The sequence below is a fragment of the Pseudomonas sp. UBA6310 genome, from assembly GCF_002438225.1.
Taxonomy (GTDB): Bacteria; Pseudomonadota; Gammaproteobacteria; order Pseudomonadales; family Pseudomonadaceae; genus Pseudomonas_O; species Pseudomonas_O kuykendallii.
On record NZ_DJTK01000083.1, the window covers coordinates 77,329 to 93,064 of the forward strand.

General features: G+C 67.2%; 16 protein-coding genes and 1 pseudogene. 7 read left to right on the forward strand and 10 right to left on the reverse strand.

What is annotated here, in order from left to right; genetic code table 11:
- Both B3E91_RS20505 and B3E91_RS20510 read left to right on the forward strand, forming a co-directional pair.
- Positions 1 to 221, forward strand: a 221-nt coding sequence (locus tag B3E91_RS20505) for a DUF6436 domain-containing protein (RefSeq protein ID WP_287031196.1), incomplete at its 5' end; no start/stop codon positions are given.
- Positions 222 to 314: 93 nt separating this feature from the next.
- Positions 315 to 2,699 (forward strand): penicillin acylase family protein, encoded by a 2,385-nt coding sequence (locus B3E91_RS20510; RefSeq protein WP_287031197.1) that lies wholly within the window; start codon positions 315 to 317, stop codon positions 2,697 to 2,699.
- 112 nt (positions 2,700 to 2,811) lie between these two features.
- On the opposite strand, the pseudogene B3E91_RS20515 reads toward B3E91_RS20510, so the two are convergent.
- The 9 genes and pseudogenes from B3E91_RS20515 to B3E91_RS20555 form a co-directional block, all read right to left on the reverse strand.
- Positions 2,812 to 3,579, reverse strand: a pseudogene (locus B3E91_RS20515) (AlgP family protein); the annotation flags it as partial.
- Between the two features lie 182 nt (positions 3,580 to 3,761).
- On the reverse strand, positions 3,762 to 4,232 hold the full coding sequence (gene rsd / locus B3E91_RS20520) for a sigma D regulator (protein WP_273234006.1): 471 nt from the start codon (positions 4,230 to 4,232) through the stop codon (positions 3,762 to 3,764).
- 274 nt (positions 4,233 to 4,506) lie between these two features.
- Complete coding sequence (locus B3E91_RS20525) at positions 4,507 to 5,001, reverse strand: disulfide bond formation protein B (protein ID WP_287031199.1); 495 nt, start codon at positions 4,999 to 5,001, stop codon at positions 4,507 to 4,509.
- 91 nt (positions 5,002 to 5,092) lie between these two features.
- On the reverse strand, positions 5,093 to 6,298 hold the full coding sequence (locus B3E91_RS20530) for a heme biosynthesis protein HemY (RefSeq protein WP_287031200.1): 1,206 nt from the start codon (positions 6,296 to 6,298) through the stop codon (positions 5,093 to 5,095).
- The gene (locus B3E91_RS20535) at positions 6,295 to 7,422 is read right to left on the reverse strand and encodes a uroporphyrinogen-III C-methyltransferase (protein ID WP_287031201.1); all 1,128 of its coding nucleotides are present in this window, start codon (positions 7,420 to 7,422) and stop codon (positions 6,295 to 6,297) included. The genes B3E91_RS20530 and B3E91_RS20535 overlap by 4 nt, the downstream gene beginning before the upstream one ends.
- A 16-nt stretch (positions 7,423 to 7,438) precedes the next feature.
- Positions 7,439 to 8,206, reverse strand: coding sequence for a uroporphyrinogen-III synthase (locus tag B3E91_RS20540; protein WP_287031202.1), 768 nt, complete (start codon positions 8,204 to 8,206; stop codon positions 7,439 to 7,441).
- The gene (gene hemC / locus B3E91_RS20545) at positions 8,203 to 9,141 is read right to left on the reverse strand and encodes a hydroxymethylbilane synthase (protein WP_090224294.1); all 939 of its coding nucleotides are present in this window, start codon (positions 9,139 to 9,141) and stop codon (positions 8,203 to 8,205) included. Before hemC ends, B3E91_RS20540 begins: the two co-directional genes overlap by 4 nt.
- 139 nt (positions 9,142 to 9,280) lie before the next feature.
- A complete protein-coding gene (locus B3E91_RS20550) occupies positions 9,281 to 10,024 on the reverse strand; it encodes a LytR/AlgR family response regulator transcription factor (protein ID WP_090224296.1) in 744 nt (247 codons plus the stop codon).
- Complete coding sequence (locus B3E91_RS20555; RefSeq protein ID WP_090224298.1) at positions 10,021 to 11,103, reverse strand: sensor histidine kinase; 1,083 nt, start codon at positions 11,101 to 11,103, stop codon at positions 10,021 to 10,023. Before B3E91_RS20555 ends, B3E91_RS20550 begins: the two co-directional genes overlap by 4 nt.
- Positions 11,104 to 11,253: 150 nt before the next feature.
- Here B3E91_RS20555 and argH point away from each other — a divergent pair, with 150 nt between their 5' ends.
- Together argH and B3E91_RS20565 are read left to right on the forward strand one after the other, a co-directional pair.
- Positions 11,254 to 12,648 (forward strand): argininosuccinate lyase, encoded by a 1,395-nt coding sequence (argH, locus tag B3E91_RS20560; RefSeq protein WP_287031203.1) that lies wholly within the window; start codon positions 11,254 to 11,256, stop codon positions 12,646 to 12,648.
- Positions 12,649 to 12,742: 94 nt separating this feature from the next.
- Positions 12,743 to 13,165 carry a hypothetical protein gene (locus B3E91_RS20565; protein ID WP_287031204.1) on the forward strand — a complete coding sequence of 141 codons (423 nt, stop codon included), beginning with the start codon at positions 12,743 to 12,745 and terminating at the stop codon, positions 13,163 to 13,165.
- A 7-nt stretch (positions 13,166 to 13,172) separates the two neighbouring features.
- On the opposite strand, the gene B3E91_RS20570 is transcribed toward B3E91_RS20565, so the two are convergent.
- Complete coding sequence (locus tag B3E91_RS20570; RefSeq protein ID WP_287031205.1) at positions 13,173 to 14,147, reverse strand: magnesium transporter CorA family protein; 975 nt, start codon at positions 14,145 to 14,147, stop codon at positions 13,173 to 13,175.
- A gap of 132 nt (positions 14,148 to 14,279) precedes the next feature.
- Here B3E91_RS20570 and B3E91_RS20575 point away from each other — a divergent pair, with 132 nt between their 5' ends.
- From B3E91_RS20575 to B3E91_RS20585, 3 genes are read left to right on the forward strand one after another with little or no spacing between them, the layout of a single operon-like run.
- Positions 14,280 to 14,546, forward strand: a complete 267-nt coding sequence (locus B3E91_RS20575) for a hypothetical protein (protein WP_090224304.1) — start codon at positions 14,280 to 14,282, stop codon at positions 14,544 to 14,546.
- A 57-nt stretch (positions 14,547 to 14,603) separates the two neighbouring features.
- Positions 14,604 to 15,350 carry a substrate-binding periplasmic protein gene (locus B3E91_RS20580; RefSeq protein WP_090225178.1) on the forward strand — a complete coding sequence of 249 codons (747 nt, stop codon included), beginning with the start codon at positions 14,604 to 14,606 and terminating at the stop codon, positions 15,348 to 15,350.
- Between the two features lie 59 nt (positions 15,351 to 15,409).
- A complete protein-coding gene (locus B3E91_RS20585; protein ID WP_090224306.1) occupies positions 15,410 to 15,658 on the forward strand; it encodes a TIGR02647 family protein in 249 nt (82 codons plus the stop codon).
- Positions 15,659 to 15,736 lie beyond the last annotated feature (78 nt).

Below are 15,736 nucleotides of genomic sequence, written 5' to 3' on the forward strand. Positions count from 1 at the left end.
TGCCCGGTTCGGAAGACCTTCCGGCGAGCCCGGCCGTGGGCATCTGGGATGTGGACGGGCGACTGGTCTATTTCGGCCCCTACAGCGAGGGTGCCAGCTGCACCTCGGGCAACAGCTTCATCGAGCCGGTGCTGGAGGCACTGGCCGAGGGCCGCACGGTGAGTGCCACCAACACCCTCGCCGTCGGCTGCTACTGTCCGTGGGACGATACGGCAGACTGATTGCCCGGTATTTGCACGGGAGGGCGCCACCCCACCGCCCCCCGCGCACGGCAGAATGCGCAACGGATCAGCCCATAACAACAAGGAACACCGATGAAACGCGTGCTCACGCTGCTCGTCCTGCTGCTCGCCGTCGTGGCCGGCGGCGGCGCCTGGTACTTCCACGGCAAACAACCGACGCGATCCGGCGAACGGCACCTGGCCGGCCTCGAAAAGCCCGTCGAGATCCGTTACGACGACCGCGGCGTGCCGCACATCCGCGCGCAGACCGAAGCCGACCTGTACCGCGCCCTCGGCTACGCCCACGCCCAGGACCGGCTGTTCCAGATGGAACTGATGCGCCGCCTGGCACGCGGCGAGCTGGCGGAAATCTTCGGCGCCAAGCTGGTCGATACCGACCGCCTGTTCCGCACCCTGCGCCTGGGCGAACATGCCGAGGCCTACGCCGCGCGCGTCGACCGCAACGGCAAGCCCTGGAAGGCGCTGGAGGCCTACCTGGCCGGCGTCAACCAGTTCCAGGACAGCCATCCGGCCCCGCTGGAGTTCGATCTGCTAGGCATCCGCAAACGGCCTTTCACCGCGGCAGACACCTTCGCCATCAACGGCTACACCGCGTACAGCTTCGCCGTATCCCTGCGCACCAATCCGCTGCTGACCTTCATCCGCGACCGGTTGGGCGCCGACTACCTGCGCGCCTTCGATATCGACTGGCAGCCGCAAGGCGCGCTCGCCGGGCCGGCCCTGGCCGCTGGCGACTGGAAGGATCTGGGCCGCATCGCCCAGCTGAGCGCGGACGGACTGGAAGATGCCGGTCTGCCGCAGTTCGAGGGCAGCAACGCCTGGGTGGTCTCCGGCGCGCGCACCGCCAGCGGCAAGGCGCTGCTGGCCGGCGATCCGCATATCCGCTTTTCCAATCCGGCGGTGTGGTACGAGGCGCACACGCAGATGCCGGGCAGCGAGTTGTACGGCCACTACCAGGCGCTGACGCCGTTCGCCATGCTCGGCCACAACGCCGGGCATGCCTGGAGCCTGACCATGTTCCAGAACGCCGACCTCGACCTGATCGCCGAAGAAGTCAACCCGGACGACCCCGAGCAGGTTCGCTACCAGGGCCGCTGGGTGACCATGGAAAAGACCGAGCAGACCATCCGGGTGAAGGACGCCGAGCCGGTCACGCTAACCCTGCGCCGTTCGCCGCACGGGCCGATCATCACCGACGCCCTGGGCAAGGCCGCCGGCAAGACGCCGATCGCCATGTGGTGGGCCTTCCTGGAAACCGAGAACCCGCTGATCGACGCCTTCTACGGCCTGCGCGACGCCGACAGCCTGGAACAGGCGCGCGCCGCCGCCGAGAAGATCCACGCGCCCGGCCTTAACCTGGTCTACGCCAACGCCCACGGCGACATCGCCTGGTGGGCGGCGGCGAAGCTGGTCAGGCGCCCCGAGGGAGTCAATCCGCTGTTCATCCTCGATGCGCGCCGCGGCGAAGCGGAGAAGCCCGGCTTCTACCCGTTCAGCGACAACCCGCAGGAAGAGAACCCGGCCCGCGGCTACATCGTCTCGGCCAACTTCCAGCCGGTCTCGCCGACCGGCATCGAGATTCCGGGCCACTACAACCTGCCCGACCGTGGCCGCGAGCTCGACCGTCAGTTGGCCGACGCCACGGTGAAATGGGACCGCGACAACAGCCAGGCGCTGCAACTGGAGGCGAAGACCGACTACTACGAACGCATCCTGCTACCGATCCTCGCCGACCTGCGCAGCCAGGTCGGCGACGGCGAAGACCGCGCCCTGCTCGAGCGTCTCGCCGCCTGGGACGGCGTACACGACCTCGACTCGGTGGAGGCCAGCCTGTTCAACCAGTTGCTCTACGAGATCGCCCGCGCCGCGATGGCCGATGAGCTGGGCGCGGACTATTTCGACACGCTGCTGAGCACCCGCGTCCTCGACCATGCGCTACCGCGGCTGGTGGCCGATGCCCGCTCGCCGTGGTGGGACGACCGCACCACGGGCGAGACGGAAAGCCGCGCCGTTATACTGGGCAAGGCCTGGCAGGCCACCCTCGCGCACCTGCGCGAACACTTCGGCAAGGACCCGCAGGGCTGGACCTGGGGCACGCTGCACCAGGTCACCCACGCCCATGCGCTGGGCCAGCAGAAACCGCTGGATCGCCTGTTCAACGTCGGCCCCTTCGCCGCGCCCGGCGGCCACGAGCTGCCCAACAACCTGTCCCAGCGCATCGGCCCGGCGCCCTGGCCGGTCACCTACGGCCCTTCGACGCGCCGCCTGGTGGATTTCGACGATCCGCTGCACAGCCTCGGCATCAACCCGGTCGGGCAGAGCGGCGTGCTCTTCGATCGCCACAACGCCGATCAGGCACGGGACTACATCGCCGGACGCTACCAGCCGATGCGCATGAGCGATGACGATGTCGCGGCGCACGCCGAGGGCACCCTGCACCTGCTGCCGGCGGACTAGACCCGATCGCCGCTACGGCGCAAACGAAAAAGCCAGGCTCGAAAGCCTGGCTTTTTCATGGCGTCGCGAAAGGCCGGTGGCGCCTTTCAGTGCCTCAGAGCGTATCGCCCGCGGCCGCCGGAACCGCGCTGGAGACCGCGTCAGGCGCGGCCGGAGCAGCGGGTTTCGCCGCGGCGGGCTTGGCCGCCGGCTTGGCGACGCGCTTGACGGCCGGACGTGCCGGCTTGGCGGAACTGGCGGCCTTCGCCGGAGCGGCGGGCGCCTTGCTGGCGGGCTTGACGGCCGTCTTCGCGCTCGCGGCGGGCTTGACGGCAGCCGAGGCCGCAGCGGGTTTGGCCGCCGCGGTTTTCGCCGCGGCCGGCTTCGCAGCGGGCTTGGCAGCGGCTCGGGTGCGCGGCTGGGCCGGCTTCGCCGCAGGCTTGACCACGCGGCTGACGGCCGGCTTGCTCGCGGTTTTCACCGCCGGCACGGCGGTGCGGGCATCGAGGGCCTTGTCCGCGGCTTCCTTCACCTTTTCGACGCCTTGCGCAAGCTTCAGGCTCTGCTGGGCATCCTTCTTCAGCTGGACGATGTAGACGCGCGTCTCGGCCTGACGGGATTCCAGCGCGGAGAGCAAGCCTTCCAGCTCGTCGATGACCTTGCGGGCCTTGGACTGCGCCTTGGCTTTGCCGGCCGCGGCGGCGAGCTGCAGCTTGCTGTGCGCGCCATGCAGTTTGTCCTGCGCCTTGCTGCGCTGCTTCTCCAGCTTGGCAAGCAGCTTCTCGGCATCCGCCTGCGCCTGGGTGCAGGCGTTGTCGAGGTGTTCCAGCAGGCTTTGGGAAAGTTGTTGCAACAGATGCAGCGGCGTGGGCACCGCTTTCTTGCTTTTTTTCGCCGACATGGAGGGCTCCTGGGCAATTTGACTGGCCCATAGTAGTCGTCCGAGCGAAGGCCCGCCAATGACAGGAATGTGACAGCGCCGTTACGGGAGTTCGAGAGCCTGCGAATGAGGCCCGGAGAAGATCAAGCGGCAGCGTCCCGCACCTGAAGCCGCCCGAGCCGGGCGGCTTCGTGCGACACGGGTCAGACCGCCGCGGCGGTCTGCTGGTGGGCGGTGTGGAGGACTTCGATGAGGCAGTCTTCGAGCTCGAAACGCTCGTGGAGTAGCTGACCCAGGTGTTTCAGTTCGTCCAGCAGGTCCTTGCTGGCGGCGCAATCGCCCGTGGCGCAGCGGTCGTTGAAGCGCAGCGCGACTTCGGTGATCGCCTCGATGCGCGGGAATATCCGCTTGGCCAGTTCCAGCCCTCGGCTCTCGTTGAACGCGCGCCCTTCGCCGAGCAGTTGTTCGTAGATTTCGAAATGCCCGGCCGACACGTAGTCGAGCAGCAATTCGCAGAAGGCCTGCAAGGCCTCGGGAGTAACGGCCAGGCCGTCCGGCTCGGCCTCGAAGGCGTAATAGGCGCTGATCAGCTGATGGCGCTCCTGCAGCCAGCGGTCGATCATCTGGTGTACGCCACCCCAGCGCTCCTGGGCGTTATGACAGCTCTCGAGCATGATGTCCTCGCTTCCCTTTATCGGTGTTTTCTGTACTTCGGCGCCGGACGTGGTGCTTGGTCGGCAGCGCATGCGCATGGGAAGAGACCCGGAAATGACGCCTTCCGGGCCGCGTGAAAAACCAGAGTATGCCCCAGGCCATGGACCATCAAGGTGCCCGGTCGGAAAAAATCGAACGGGATGTTTACCTCGATTCCTTCATCGCCGGGCAAGGCCCGCTCCCGTTCGGCGTTTCGCTTCCCGGCAGGACGTGCGCGCGGTGCGGGTTCGTCGCTCAGTCGCTACGTAGCAGCTGGAACAGCGCGAAGAGGATCAGCCCGGCGAACGCCAGCATGCTCCACTCCGGCAGGCTGAGGCCGAACAGCGTCCACTTCACTTCGGCGCAGTCGGCGGTCCCGTGCAGCACCAGGCGGATGATGTCCTGGAACGGCAGCGCCTCCATCATGTAGTCGAGGCTTGGCAGGCAGGCGGGCAGTTCGTCGGCGGGAATCTTCTGCAGCCAGACCTGGCGTCCGGCGACCGCGGCGCCGGCGACCGCGGCGATCAGCGCGAACACCGAGTACACCCGGCGACCGCGACGACGCGGGCCGTGGATGGCCGCGACCAGACAGACAAGCCCGAAAGCGATCACGCAGATGCGCTGGAGAATGCACAGTGGGCACGGCTCGAGACCGACCACATGCTCCAGATAAAGCGCGCCGGCCATGACGAGCACGCAGGCAACAAAGGCGAGCAGGAACAGCGAACGCGAACTGGCCAGGGAAGACATGAAGGCACCGATTGACGGGAAAGGCCGCTACGGTAGAGGAAAGCGCCCCGGCCTTTCAAGCCGCGGCGCCATCCGGCAGCCGGCGTGCTGCTCAGGAGGTCGCGGGCAACGCCGCAGGCAGGTTGCGCGGCAGCAGGCCGAGGCCTTCCTGGAACAGCTGGTTGCTGCGTTCGTGCTCGCCCAGGCGAGTGAACAACCGCGCCAGTTCGGCGCAGGTGCGCGGATCACGGGAGAAGCCGAGGCTTGCCTCGTAGTAGTCCCGCGCCTTGCCCCAGAGCGCGCTGTTCTGACTGATCCGCGCCAGCGCGCGCAGCAACAGCGGGTCCTCGGGATGCTGCTTCAGCCAGCCCTCGGCGATCTCCAGCTGAGCCGCCGGATCGCGCCCCTGCAGGTCGCCGTAGAAATCCATCAGGCGACTGTCGTAATGCTTCTTCAACGGTCCGCGCAGCGCTTCCTCGGCGTCGGCGTCGCTGCCCAGGTAACGCAGCTGGCTGGCGTAGGCGAAGAGCATCTCCGGGTCCTGTTTCTGCGCCGAGGGCAGGTGCTGCCAGGCCTGTTGCAACGTCGCCAGATCGGTCGACTGGCTCAGCCGCCCGCGCCAGCTGGCGCGCTCCAGCTCGAGCAGTTCCCCGTTGCCCAGCAGCTTGTGCTTGCGCAGCTCCGGCAGCAGCGCGCCGCACGCCGCCCACTCGCCCCGCTGGCGATGCACCGCGAGCAGTTGCAGCAGCACCTGGTGATGCCCCGGATGACGCTCGTGCATGGCCTGCAGGGTGTCACGGGCGCCTTCCAGGTCGCCGCGCTCGCGTTGCAGCTCGGCGTGGGTCAGCGCCACCGCCAGTTCGGCCTTGGGCTGACGCTGCAGGGCGCCCTCGAGCAGGTTGTCGCTCTCTTCGTACTGGCCCAGGTGATTGGCTGCACGGGCGGCTCCCAGGTAGTACATCAGAGGCTGCGGCTCGTTCTCGGCAGCCAGCTTGAGGTGACGCAAGGCACGCTCCCAGCGACCTTCGAGCATGTCCAGCAGCCCGTGCTCGGCGGCGCGACGGGTGCGCAGGCTGCGGCGCTTCTTCGACCAGGGGTTGAGCGCGCCGTTGGAGGCGACCAGCAGGCGCGCCACCAGGCGCAGCAGATACAGCGTCAGGCCGAGCAGCACCAGCAGGCCGAGAAAGACCCACAGGCTGGATTCGTAGCGAAAGCCGCGGTAGGCGATCAGCACGTAGCCGCTGCTCTCGGAGATCGCCAGGCCGAGCAGCGTGGCGGCGACGGCGACGACCAGCAGCACCAGCAATGCGCGGATCATTCGCCTGCCTCCACGGCATCCGCCGGCTGTTCGGCCTCATCGGCCGCGGGCTTGTCCTGGCGTGGCGCCTCGCGTTCTTTCAGATAGGCCTGCAGGCCGAGCAACGCCGGACGCAGGTCGGGAATCTCGACGCTCACCGGTTGCTCGGCAAGCTGCGCCAGGCGCGACGCCAGGGCGCCGACCTCGTGGCTTTGCGCGTCGAAGTAGGTTTTCAGCAGCTCCTGCGCCTGCGTCAGGGCGGCGCGGTAGATTTCCGGCTGGGCGTTCAAGGCCGCCCACTGCGCCTGTTCGAGCGCCAGCGAAAGGGTCAGACGCACCTGGGCCAGGCTCTGCCCGGCCAGTTGCGGACGAATGTCCTGGTCGGCATGCAGTTCCAGGCGCACGTATTTGGAGAGTTTGTCCCAGGTGCGCTGCCACCAGGGCGCCTCCGTCGGGACCGGCGCCGCGCCGCTCTCGTCGATCTCGTACTCCGGCGCCAGGGTCTGCAGCTGATCGGCCTGGCTGCGCAACGCCGAAAGCTGCAGGAACAGGCCGTTGCGGTCGGGCTGCGGCAGCGCGCGAAGCGTCTCCAGGGCCTTGATCAGCTCACCGCGGGCGGCGAAGGCCAGCGGATCGTCCTGCGCGCGCAGGATGTCGTCGGCACCTTGGACCAGGGCGGTGGCGCTGGCGATGTCCTGCAGCGCGGTGAGACGCAGGATCGCCAGGCGCAGCAGGTGTTCCGCCTCCGCCAGGCGCCAGCTCTCGCGGCTGGCGCCGAGCACGCTGGTCATGGTCTTCGCCAGTTGCTGCTGGTCTCCCTGAAGGGTCACCAGCAGGCGCCGCTGCTCGTCGATGCTCTGCGCGCTGGGCAGGCCCTGCAAGCGGGCTTCGACCTGCTGGCCGTTCTGCTGCAGGCGTTCGTCGACCTGCTTCGCGAGGCTCGCCTGCTCGGCCTGGCGGCGTTGTTCGAGCTGCTGCTGGGTATGCGACTGCCAGCCCGCCCAACCTCCTATGGTCAGCGCGGCGATACCCACCAGCAGCGCCAGGACGGCAACGCCGTTGCCCGGCCGCCTGGGCTCGGCAGCGACTTCGACGGGGGTGACGGGGTCTTGTGCTTCGGCGATCTTCGCGTCGGTTTCGCTCACGTATCCATCCTTTGCATCAGGGGGCGGGCCGGTCCTCCAGCGCCGCCAGCAACGCCGCGACCTGGGCACCGCGACAATCCACAACGATTCGGGCACCGGCCTCGCGGGCCAGCTCGGCGACCCGCGGGCTCGGTACGAACAAGGGTAACTCGGCCAGCTGCGGCCAGGCCTGCTCCGCCAGCAGGCGCAGATGTTCCAAACCCTGCCCACTGCTGACCACCAGGCCGTTCAAGCGTTCCGATCGAACCCGCTCGGGCAGGGCGCCCGCAGGGTATTCCGGCAGGGCGCGGCGATAAAGAGGAAGGTAGTCGACATGCGCGCCGCGCTCACGCAACCGCTCGGCGAGCAGTTCGCGGCCACCCTCCCCGCGCAGGATCAGAATCCGCGACTCGGCCTGCGCCAGCAGCTCGGCCAGCTGCGGCATGGCGAGCAGGGCCTCGCTGTCATCGCCCGTCTGCGGCCAGCAGGCGTCGAGCCCGTGTTCGCGCAGCAGCGCTCCGGTGGCGGCGCCGACGCTGAACCAGCGCAGACTTTCCGGCACCGCTGTCCCGTGGCTCGCCAGCCGTGCGAGGCCGATGCGCGCGGCGGGTTTGCTGATCACGATCACCGCGTGATAGCGGTTCAGGTCACGCAGCAGGCGGTGCTGTTCGGCGCTTTCTTCCAGCGCCTGGATCTCCAGCAGGGGCATGCAGCTGGCATGCACGCCATGCTCGGCGAGCTGCGCGGCGCTGCTGGCACAGTCCTCGGCCGGGCGGGTGAGCAGCAGGCGCCAGCCGGATTTCACGGCTGCCCGGCCTCGCCATAGACCTCGGCGAGAATGTCCTGCGCGCCCTGCGCCAGCAGTGCCTCGGCGATCCGCACGCCGAGCGCTTCGGCGTCGCCCGCCGGCGCGCGGCCTTCGGCGCGCAGCAGCAGGCCGCCATCTGGCTGGCCGACCAGGCCGCGCAGCCACAGCTGCTCGCCTTCCAGCTCGGCGTAGCAGGCGATCGGCACCTGGCAGCCGCCATTGAGGTGTTTGTTCATCGCCCGCTCGGCGTTGACCCGCACGGCGGTCGGCGCGTGGTTCAGCGGCGCCAGCAGCGCGTGCAGGTCGAGGTCGGCGGTACGACATTCGATACCTACGGCGCCCTGGCCACCGGCGGGAAGGCTGTCCTCGACACTGATGCGGGCGCGGATGCGCGACTCGAAACCAAGACGGATCAGCCCGGCGGCGGCGAGGATGATGGCGTCGTATTCGCCGGCATCCAGCTTGGCCAGACGCGTGTTCACGTTGCCGCGCAGGAAGTGGATGGTCAGGTCCGGCCGCCGCGCCAGCAGTTGCGCCTGCCGGCGCAGGCTGGAGGTGCCAACGATGCTGCCGGCCGGCAGCGACTCGAGACTGTCGTAGGTGTTGGAGACGAAGGCGTCACGCGGGTCTTCGCGTTCACAGATGCAGAACAGGCCGAGCCCGGTGGGGAAATCCATCGGCACGTCCTTCATCGAATGCACCGCGATGTCCGCTTCGTCCTCCAGCAGCGCGGTTTCCAGCTCCTTGACGAACAGCCCCTTGCCGCCGATTTTCGCCAGCGGGGCGTCGAGCAGCTTGTCGCCGCGGCTGACCATCGGGACCAGGCTGACGGTCAGGCCGGGGTGGGCGGCTTCCAGGCTTTCCTTTACGAATTCGGCCTGCCAAAGGGCCAGGGCGCTCTTGCGGGTGGCGATGCGGATTTCGCGGGACATCGGGGCAATTCCAGAGAATGAACTGCGCCGAATGATAACAGGCCGCGACCGACGCAATCGCTGACCCGGCTCAGGGCCGGGCGCGCGTCGGACTGCGGCGTGTCGGGTGGCCCCGCTGAACGGGGCCGAAGCGCGGAAGCTAGAGGTGGTTCATCAACTTGCGCACACCGGCGACATGGCGCCGGCTAACGGTCAGCGCATCGCCGTTGAGACCCTTCAGGTGCAACTGGAAATGCCCGAGGGGCGTACGTTGCAGACGCTCGATGCGCTCGCGGGCGACCAGCGCATTGCGGTGGATGCGCACGAAGCGATCGCCGAACTCGTCTTCCAGCGCCTTGAGCGGCTCGTCCAGCAGCACCTCGCCGCCCTCGTGGCGCAGGGTCACGTACTTGTGGTCGGCGATGAAGAACACCACCTGATCCAGCGGAATCAGTTCGATGCCCTTGCGGGTGCGCGCGCTGATATGGCTGCGCGGGCCGCTGTGCTCGACCGAGGGCCGGGTAAGCGCGGCGAGCTGCACACGGTTCGGTCGTTCGGCCTTTTTCAGTGCATCGGCGAGGGCCTCGGCGCGTACCGGTTTGACCAGGTAACCCACCGCGCTTACCTCGAAGGCGTCGATGGCGAATTCATCGTGTGCGGTGCAGAAGATCACCGCCGGCGGCGCATCGCTTTCGCATAGCTTGGCAGCCACTTGCAGGCCATCCAGGCCGGGCATGCGGATGTCGAGCAGGACCACGTCGGGCCGCAGGCTTTCGATCAGGGCGAGCGCCTCTTCGCCGTTGCTGGCCGAGGGCTCCAATACACGATAACCATCAAGTTCGCCCACCAGTCGGCTAAGGCGCTCACGAGCGAGAGGTTCGTCGTCGACAATCAGGACATTCATATTGCTCTGGCTTCCTGCGTGAGTCTTGCACAAGGATAGCGTAGACAGGTGAAGTGCCGCCCATCACGGCGCTCCACGCTGAGACTCGCTCTTGGCCCGAAAAGTGCCGTGATGCGCGCCTCAATGTTCACCAGCGCCTGTCGTGTTCCCCTGGACGGTTTCGCTTCGGCGATTTCTTCATAAGGGTTGCTCACCCGCAACGTGAATACTCCCGCCTCGTACTCCGCCTCGATACAGACAAGGCCGCCTTCGATGCGTGGCTGGATACCGTAGACCAGTGCGTTTTCCAGCAGCGGCTGCAAGGTCAGCTGCGGAATCGGCAGATCGTCCGGCACCCCCTCCACCTGCCACTCAAGGTGTAGACGCTCGCCAAGTCGATATTGTTCGATCGACAAATAGCGTTTCGCCAATTCGAGTTCGTCCTTCCACGACACCAGCGTTCCGGGTTTGGCCAGGCTGGCGCGAAACAGGTCGGAAAGATCGAGCACCGCCTGCTCGGCCTTGTACGGATCGATTGCCACCAGGCTGGCGATGCTGTTCAGGCTGTTGAACAGGAAATGCGGGCGGATGCGCGCCTGCAGCGACTCGATGCGCGCGCGCAGCTCGGCCTGCTCCTGGCGGCGCCACTGGCTCTGCAGATAGAAGTAGCGCAGCAGCAGCGCGGACATGATCAGCCCGATCAGGCCGTGGCGCAGGTAGAGATTGACCTCGCCGCTGCGCGGCAGCGGACCGCCGAGGCTGAAATGATCGGCGAACGCGGTGCAGGTCAGGGTCAGCGCCACCACGATCGCGCAGCACACCGCGCCGGCCAGCGCCGCACGCAGACGCGCCAGCAGCGGGCGCAGGCGGCAGAGCACGGCGGCGGAGAGCAGCACGATCCATTGCACGAACAGCGAACTCAGCGCCAGGCGCACCCAGTTGAAGCCCGGCAGCATCGGTTCGGCGAGCACCAGCACCAGCACCAGCAGCTCGGCGAGCAGGATCAGCGCCAGCAGCGCCTCGGGCTCGCACAGCTCGGGCACGAAGAAGTCATCGATGGGCGCCGTGGTGCGGGCGCGGTTCAGCCAGTCGACTCGCATCCCGGCAGGTCTCCCCCTCTGATAATCGGCACAGGCTACAGGCAAAGCCTGCCGCCCACAGCAGCGCCTGAAGCCGGTGGCGGCTTTTGCTATCATCGCCGCACGTTTTAGGCCGCTGCCGCGGCCCCGCGCCTAGCCGAGAGAATGTCCATGAGTGCCGAAAAAACCAACCAGTCCTGGGGCGGCCGCTTCAGCGAACCCGTCGACGCCTTCGTCGCGCGCTTCACCGCCTCCGTCGAGTTCGACAAGCGCCTCTACCGGCACGACATCATGGGCTCCATCGCCCACGCCACCATGCTCGCCGAGGCGGGCGTACTGACCGCCGGCGAGCGCGACGCGATCGAGAACGGCCTGAAGGAAATCCAGGCGGAGATCGAGGCCGGCACCTTCGAGTGGCGCGTCGACCTGGAAGACGTGCACATGAACATCGAAGCGCGCCTGACCGACCGCATCGGCATCACCGGCAAGAAGCTGCACACCGGCCGCTCGCGCAACGACCAGGTCGCCACCGACATCCGCCTCTGGCTGCGCGACGAGATCGACCTGATCCTGGCCGAGATCACCCGCCTGCAACAGGGGCTGCTGGAACAGGCCGAGCGCGAAGCCGAAACCATCATGCCCGGCTTCACCCACCTGCAAACCGCTCAGCCGGTGACCTTCGGCCACCATTTGCTGGCCTGGTTCGAGATGCTATCGCGCGACTACGAGCGCCTGGTCGACTGCCGCAAGCGCACCAACCGCATGCCGCTCGGCTCGGCCGCGCTGGCCGGCACCACCTACCCGATCCGGCGCGAAACCACCTGCCGCCTGCTCGGCTTCGAGGCAGTCGGCGGCAACTCGCTGGACGGCGTGTCCGACCGTGACTTCGCCATCGAATTCTGCGCCGCCGCCTCGCTGGCGATGATGCACCTGTCGCGCTTCTCCGAAGAGCTGGTGCTCTGGACCAGCGCGCAGTTCCAGTTCATCGACCTGCCCGACCGCTTCTGCACCGGCTCCTCGATCATGCCGCAGAAGAAGAACCCGGACGTCCCCGAGCTGGTGCGCGGCAAGACCGGCCGCGTGTTCGGCGCCCTGACCGGCCTGCTGACCCTGATGAAAGGCCAGCCGCTGGCCTACAACAAGGACAACCAGGAAGACAAGGAACCGCTGTTCGACGCCGCCGACACCCTGCGCGATTCGCTGCGCGCCTTCGCCGACATGATCCCGGCGATCAAGCCGAAGACCGCCATCATGCGGGAGGCGGCGCTGCGTGGTTTCTCCACCGCCACCGACCTCGCCGACTACCTGGTGCGCAAGGGCCTGCCCTTCCGTGACTGCCACGAGATCGTCGGCCATGCGGTGAAGTACGGCGTGGAGACCGGCAAGGACCTGGCCGAGATGAGCCTGGACGAGCTGCGTCGTTTCAGCGACCAGATCGAGCAGGACGTGTTCGCCGTGCTGACCCTCGAAGGCTCGGTCAACGCCCGCGACCACATCGGCGGAACCGCGCCGGCGCAGGTCCGCGCCGCCGTGCTGCGTGGCAAGCAACTGCTCGCCACACGCTGAGCCGCCGCCGCGGGCCGCATTCGCGGCCCGCATCGCCCTCAAGCCGGGCATTCGCTGGCCGATAGCCTGGCAAACCTCTTCAGGGAAGGCGGTAATGACCAGCATCAGCCAGAACCTCGCCGCGCATACGCGTATCGCCAGCAGTGCCAACGGCGCCGTCGCCAACAGCGATGCCGCGACCAGCGGCAAGCTGTCGATCGGCAAGCCCAACCAGGCGACCGCCGCCAAGGCCAGCGGCTCGAGCGGCGGCAGTTCCAACAGCACGGTGGACAAGCTCAAGGAAATGATCGCCAAGCTTCAGGAGCAGCTCAAGGAGGCCCAGAAGCGCCTGGACCAGGCGAGCCGCGACGCCAGCGCGAACCCCGATTCCGAGGCCAGTCAGGCGGCGTTGCAGGCGGCTCAGACCGAGGTCGCCTCGCTGACCAGCTCGCTGACCCAGGCTTACGCGATGCTGATGAAGGCGATCAAGGAAGCCGGCGGCAGCGCCACGGGCAACGCGGTGAGCGCCAGCGCCTGAGCGATGCTCACAGCCAGCCCTTGTACTTGAACAGGGCATAGGAAAGCAGCGCCGAGCCGACCATCATGCCCAGCGCCATCGGGTAGCCCAGCGTCCAGTCCAGCTCCGGCATCACCTTGAAGTTCATCCCGTACACGGTGCCGACCAGCGTCGGCGGGAGGAACAGCACGGCGGCGATGGAAAACACCTTGATGATGCTGTTCTGCTCGATGTTGATCAGCCCGAGGGTGACGTCGAGCAGGAAGACGATCTCGCCGGACATCTTGGTCTGGTAGTCGTTGAGCGAGCGCACGTCGCGTTCGCTGGACTTGAGCCAGGTCCGCGCCGCCTCGCTGAGCCAGCCATTGCCGGCCTGGCGCACGTAGGTGATCTGCCGGCCGATGCTCAGGAGGCTTTCGTTGAGCTTGGCCAGCAGCGAGTTGTAGCGTCCCAGGTCCTTGATCACCCGCTGCAGGTCGGCCTTTTCCTGGGCGCGCTCGCGGGTCTCGCTGAAGATGTGCTGCGACAGGCTGTTGAGCTGCGCCTGGAGCTCCTCGAGCACGTCGGCGATGCGGTCGACCATGCTGTCCAGCAGCGAGGCGAACAGCATGTCGCTGTTCTGGTGACAGTCGGCCTGGCGCGCGGCCTTGTTGACGAAGGTGCGGAATGCGGTCATCTCGCTGTAGCGCACGGTCACCAGCCAGCGCTCGGACAGCACGAAGGACGACTCCTCCGAACGCGGGTGTTTCTCGGTGATGCCGGTGACCACGCTGGTGGTCATGTAGAGCGCGCCGTTCTCTTCGTAGAAGCGCGAGGAATCCTCGATCTCGGCCATTTCCTCGCGCGTCGGCACGCCCACTCCGAGGGCCTTTTCCACCAGCTTCTCCTCGGCTTGCGTCGGGTTCAGCAGGTCGATCCACAGCACCTGCGCGGGAAGCTCGCCGAGGTCGTCGGGATGACAGGCGCGCAGGCCCTCGCTGCTGGGCAGGTAGTAGGTGATCATGCGGGGAACACTCCAGGTTCTTCATCGGCTCGACGCCAGCAATAGAGCGGCATCGCGGGCGATTCGTTCTCGCGCGTCTGCCGCGCAGGCCCCGCGCATGGCAGACTGGCGCCTCATTCACGGGAAAACGGCATGAACGAGAACGACGACGAAGCATTCGCCGAAGCGCGGCTGATCGAAGCCATCGAGAACCAGCTCGAAGCCGGCGAGCCGGCAGCGGCACAGGCCACCTTCAACAAGCTGACCCTGGTCGGCTACGAGCGCGAAGACATTCTCGCGTTGATGGCCCAGGTCCTGGCCCAGGAAATCCGCACGATGCTGCGCGACGACCGCGGTTTCGACATGGACTGGTACGAGCAGGCCCTGCGCGCGCTCCCGGAGCTGCCGGAGGACGACTGAACACGGCTGGCTGGACTCTTGCTTGCCTTCCGTCGACTCATTGCCGGCCGTTCGTTCATGCTCGTACCGCGTTTGCTGTTGTTGTTTGCCGCTGCACTCCTTGGTGCGCAAGCGCTGGCCGAACACTACGTGGTCGGCGCCGAAGACGATTGGTACCCCTACACCGCCCTGCGCGACGACAAGATAACCGGCATGTCGGCGGACATCGTCCGGGCCGCTTTCGAGGCGGTCGGCGCGGATGTCGAACTGGTCGCCTATCCCTACTCGCGCTGCATGCAGCTGGCCCGCCAGGGCACCATCGCCGGCTGTTTCAACACCGCACCGGACCGGCGCATCGCCGCCGAGTTCCAGCTGTCCCAGCCCCTCTTCAGTGCCGAACTGATGCTCTGGGCGCGCCGCGACCAGGCGGAGGCCCTGGACGACCTCGGGCAACTGGCAGGAAAGAAGGTGGCGATGGTGATCGGCTACGAATACGGGCCGCTCATCGATCAGCACCCGACCCTGAAGCGGGTGCCGGTGCGCCGCGATCTCAACGGTTTTCTGATGCTGCAGCGCGGTCGCGTCGACTACTGCGTGGCCTATAGAGGCACCAGCGAAGCGCTGTTTCGCGAGACGCCGGCCCTGCAGGACCAGTTCGTGGCGGTCGCCAGCGTCCTGCGCCCGCAGCTGAGCCTGTCGTTTTCCCGCCGTTACCCGGGGGCCGACGAATTGCGGCAGCGTTTCGACGAGGGCCTGCAGCGCATTCACGAAAACGGACGCTATGAGCGCATCCTGACTGCCTGGCGTCATGAAACATCCGACTGATCGCGGTCTACACTGCTGATGCCCGCCCAAAGTAGGCGGGCTCACACTCTGGAGTTGCCATGTCCTATACGCCCGAGCTGATCGCAGAACTCGAAATCCTCGCCCTGTTCAACCTGGCCAACACCCAGGAAGGACTGAAGATCCACCACACTGCCGCGCCTTCCGCCATTGCCGCCGTTCGCCGGCTGTACGACAAGGGCCTGGTCGATGCCGCCGATGGCGGCTACCTGACCAGCCTCGGCCTCGACGCCGCCGAGCATGCCCAATCGCTGCTGACCATCCTGGCCTTCGAACCCGAAACGGCCTGACGCCGGACCGCCCCGCTTCGCCGGCCTCTGCGCCGGCGTTTCCCCCTCAAGAACGCCCCGAAACGCCCGATACACTGA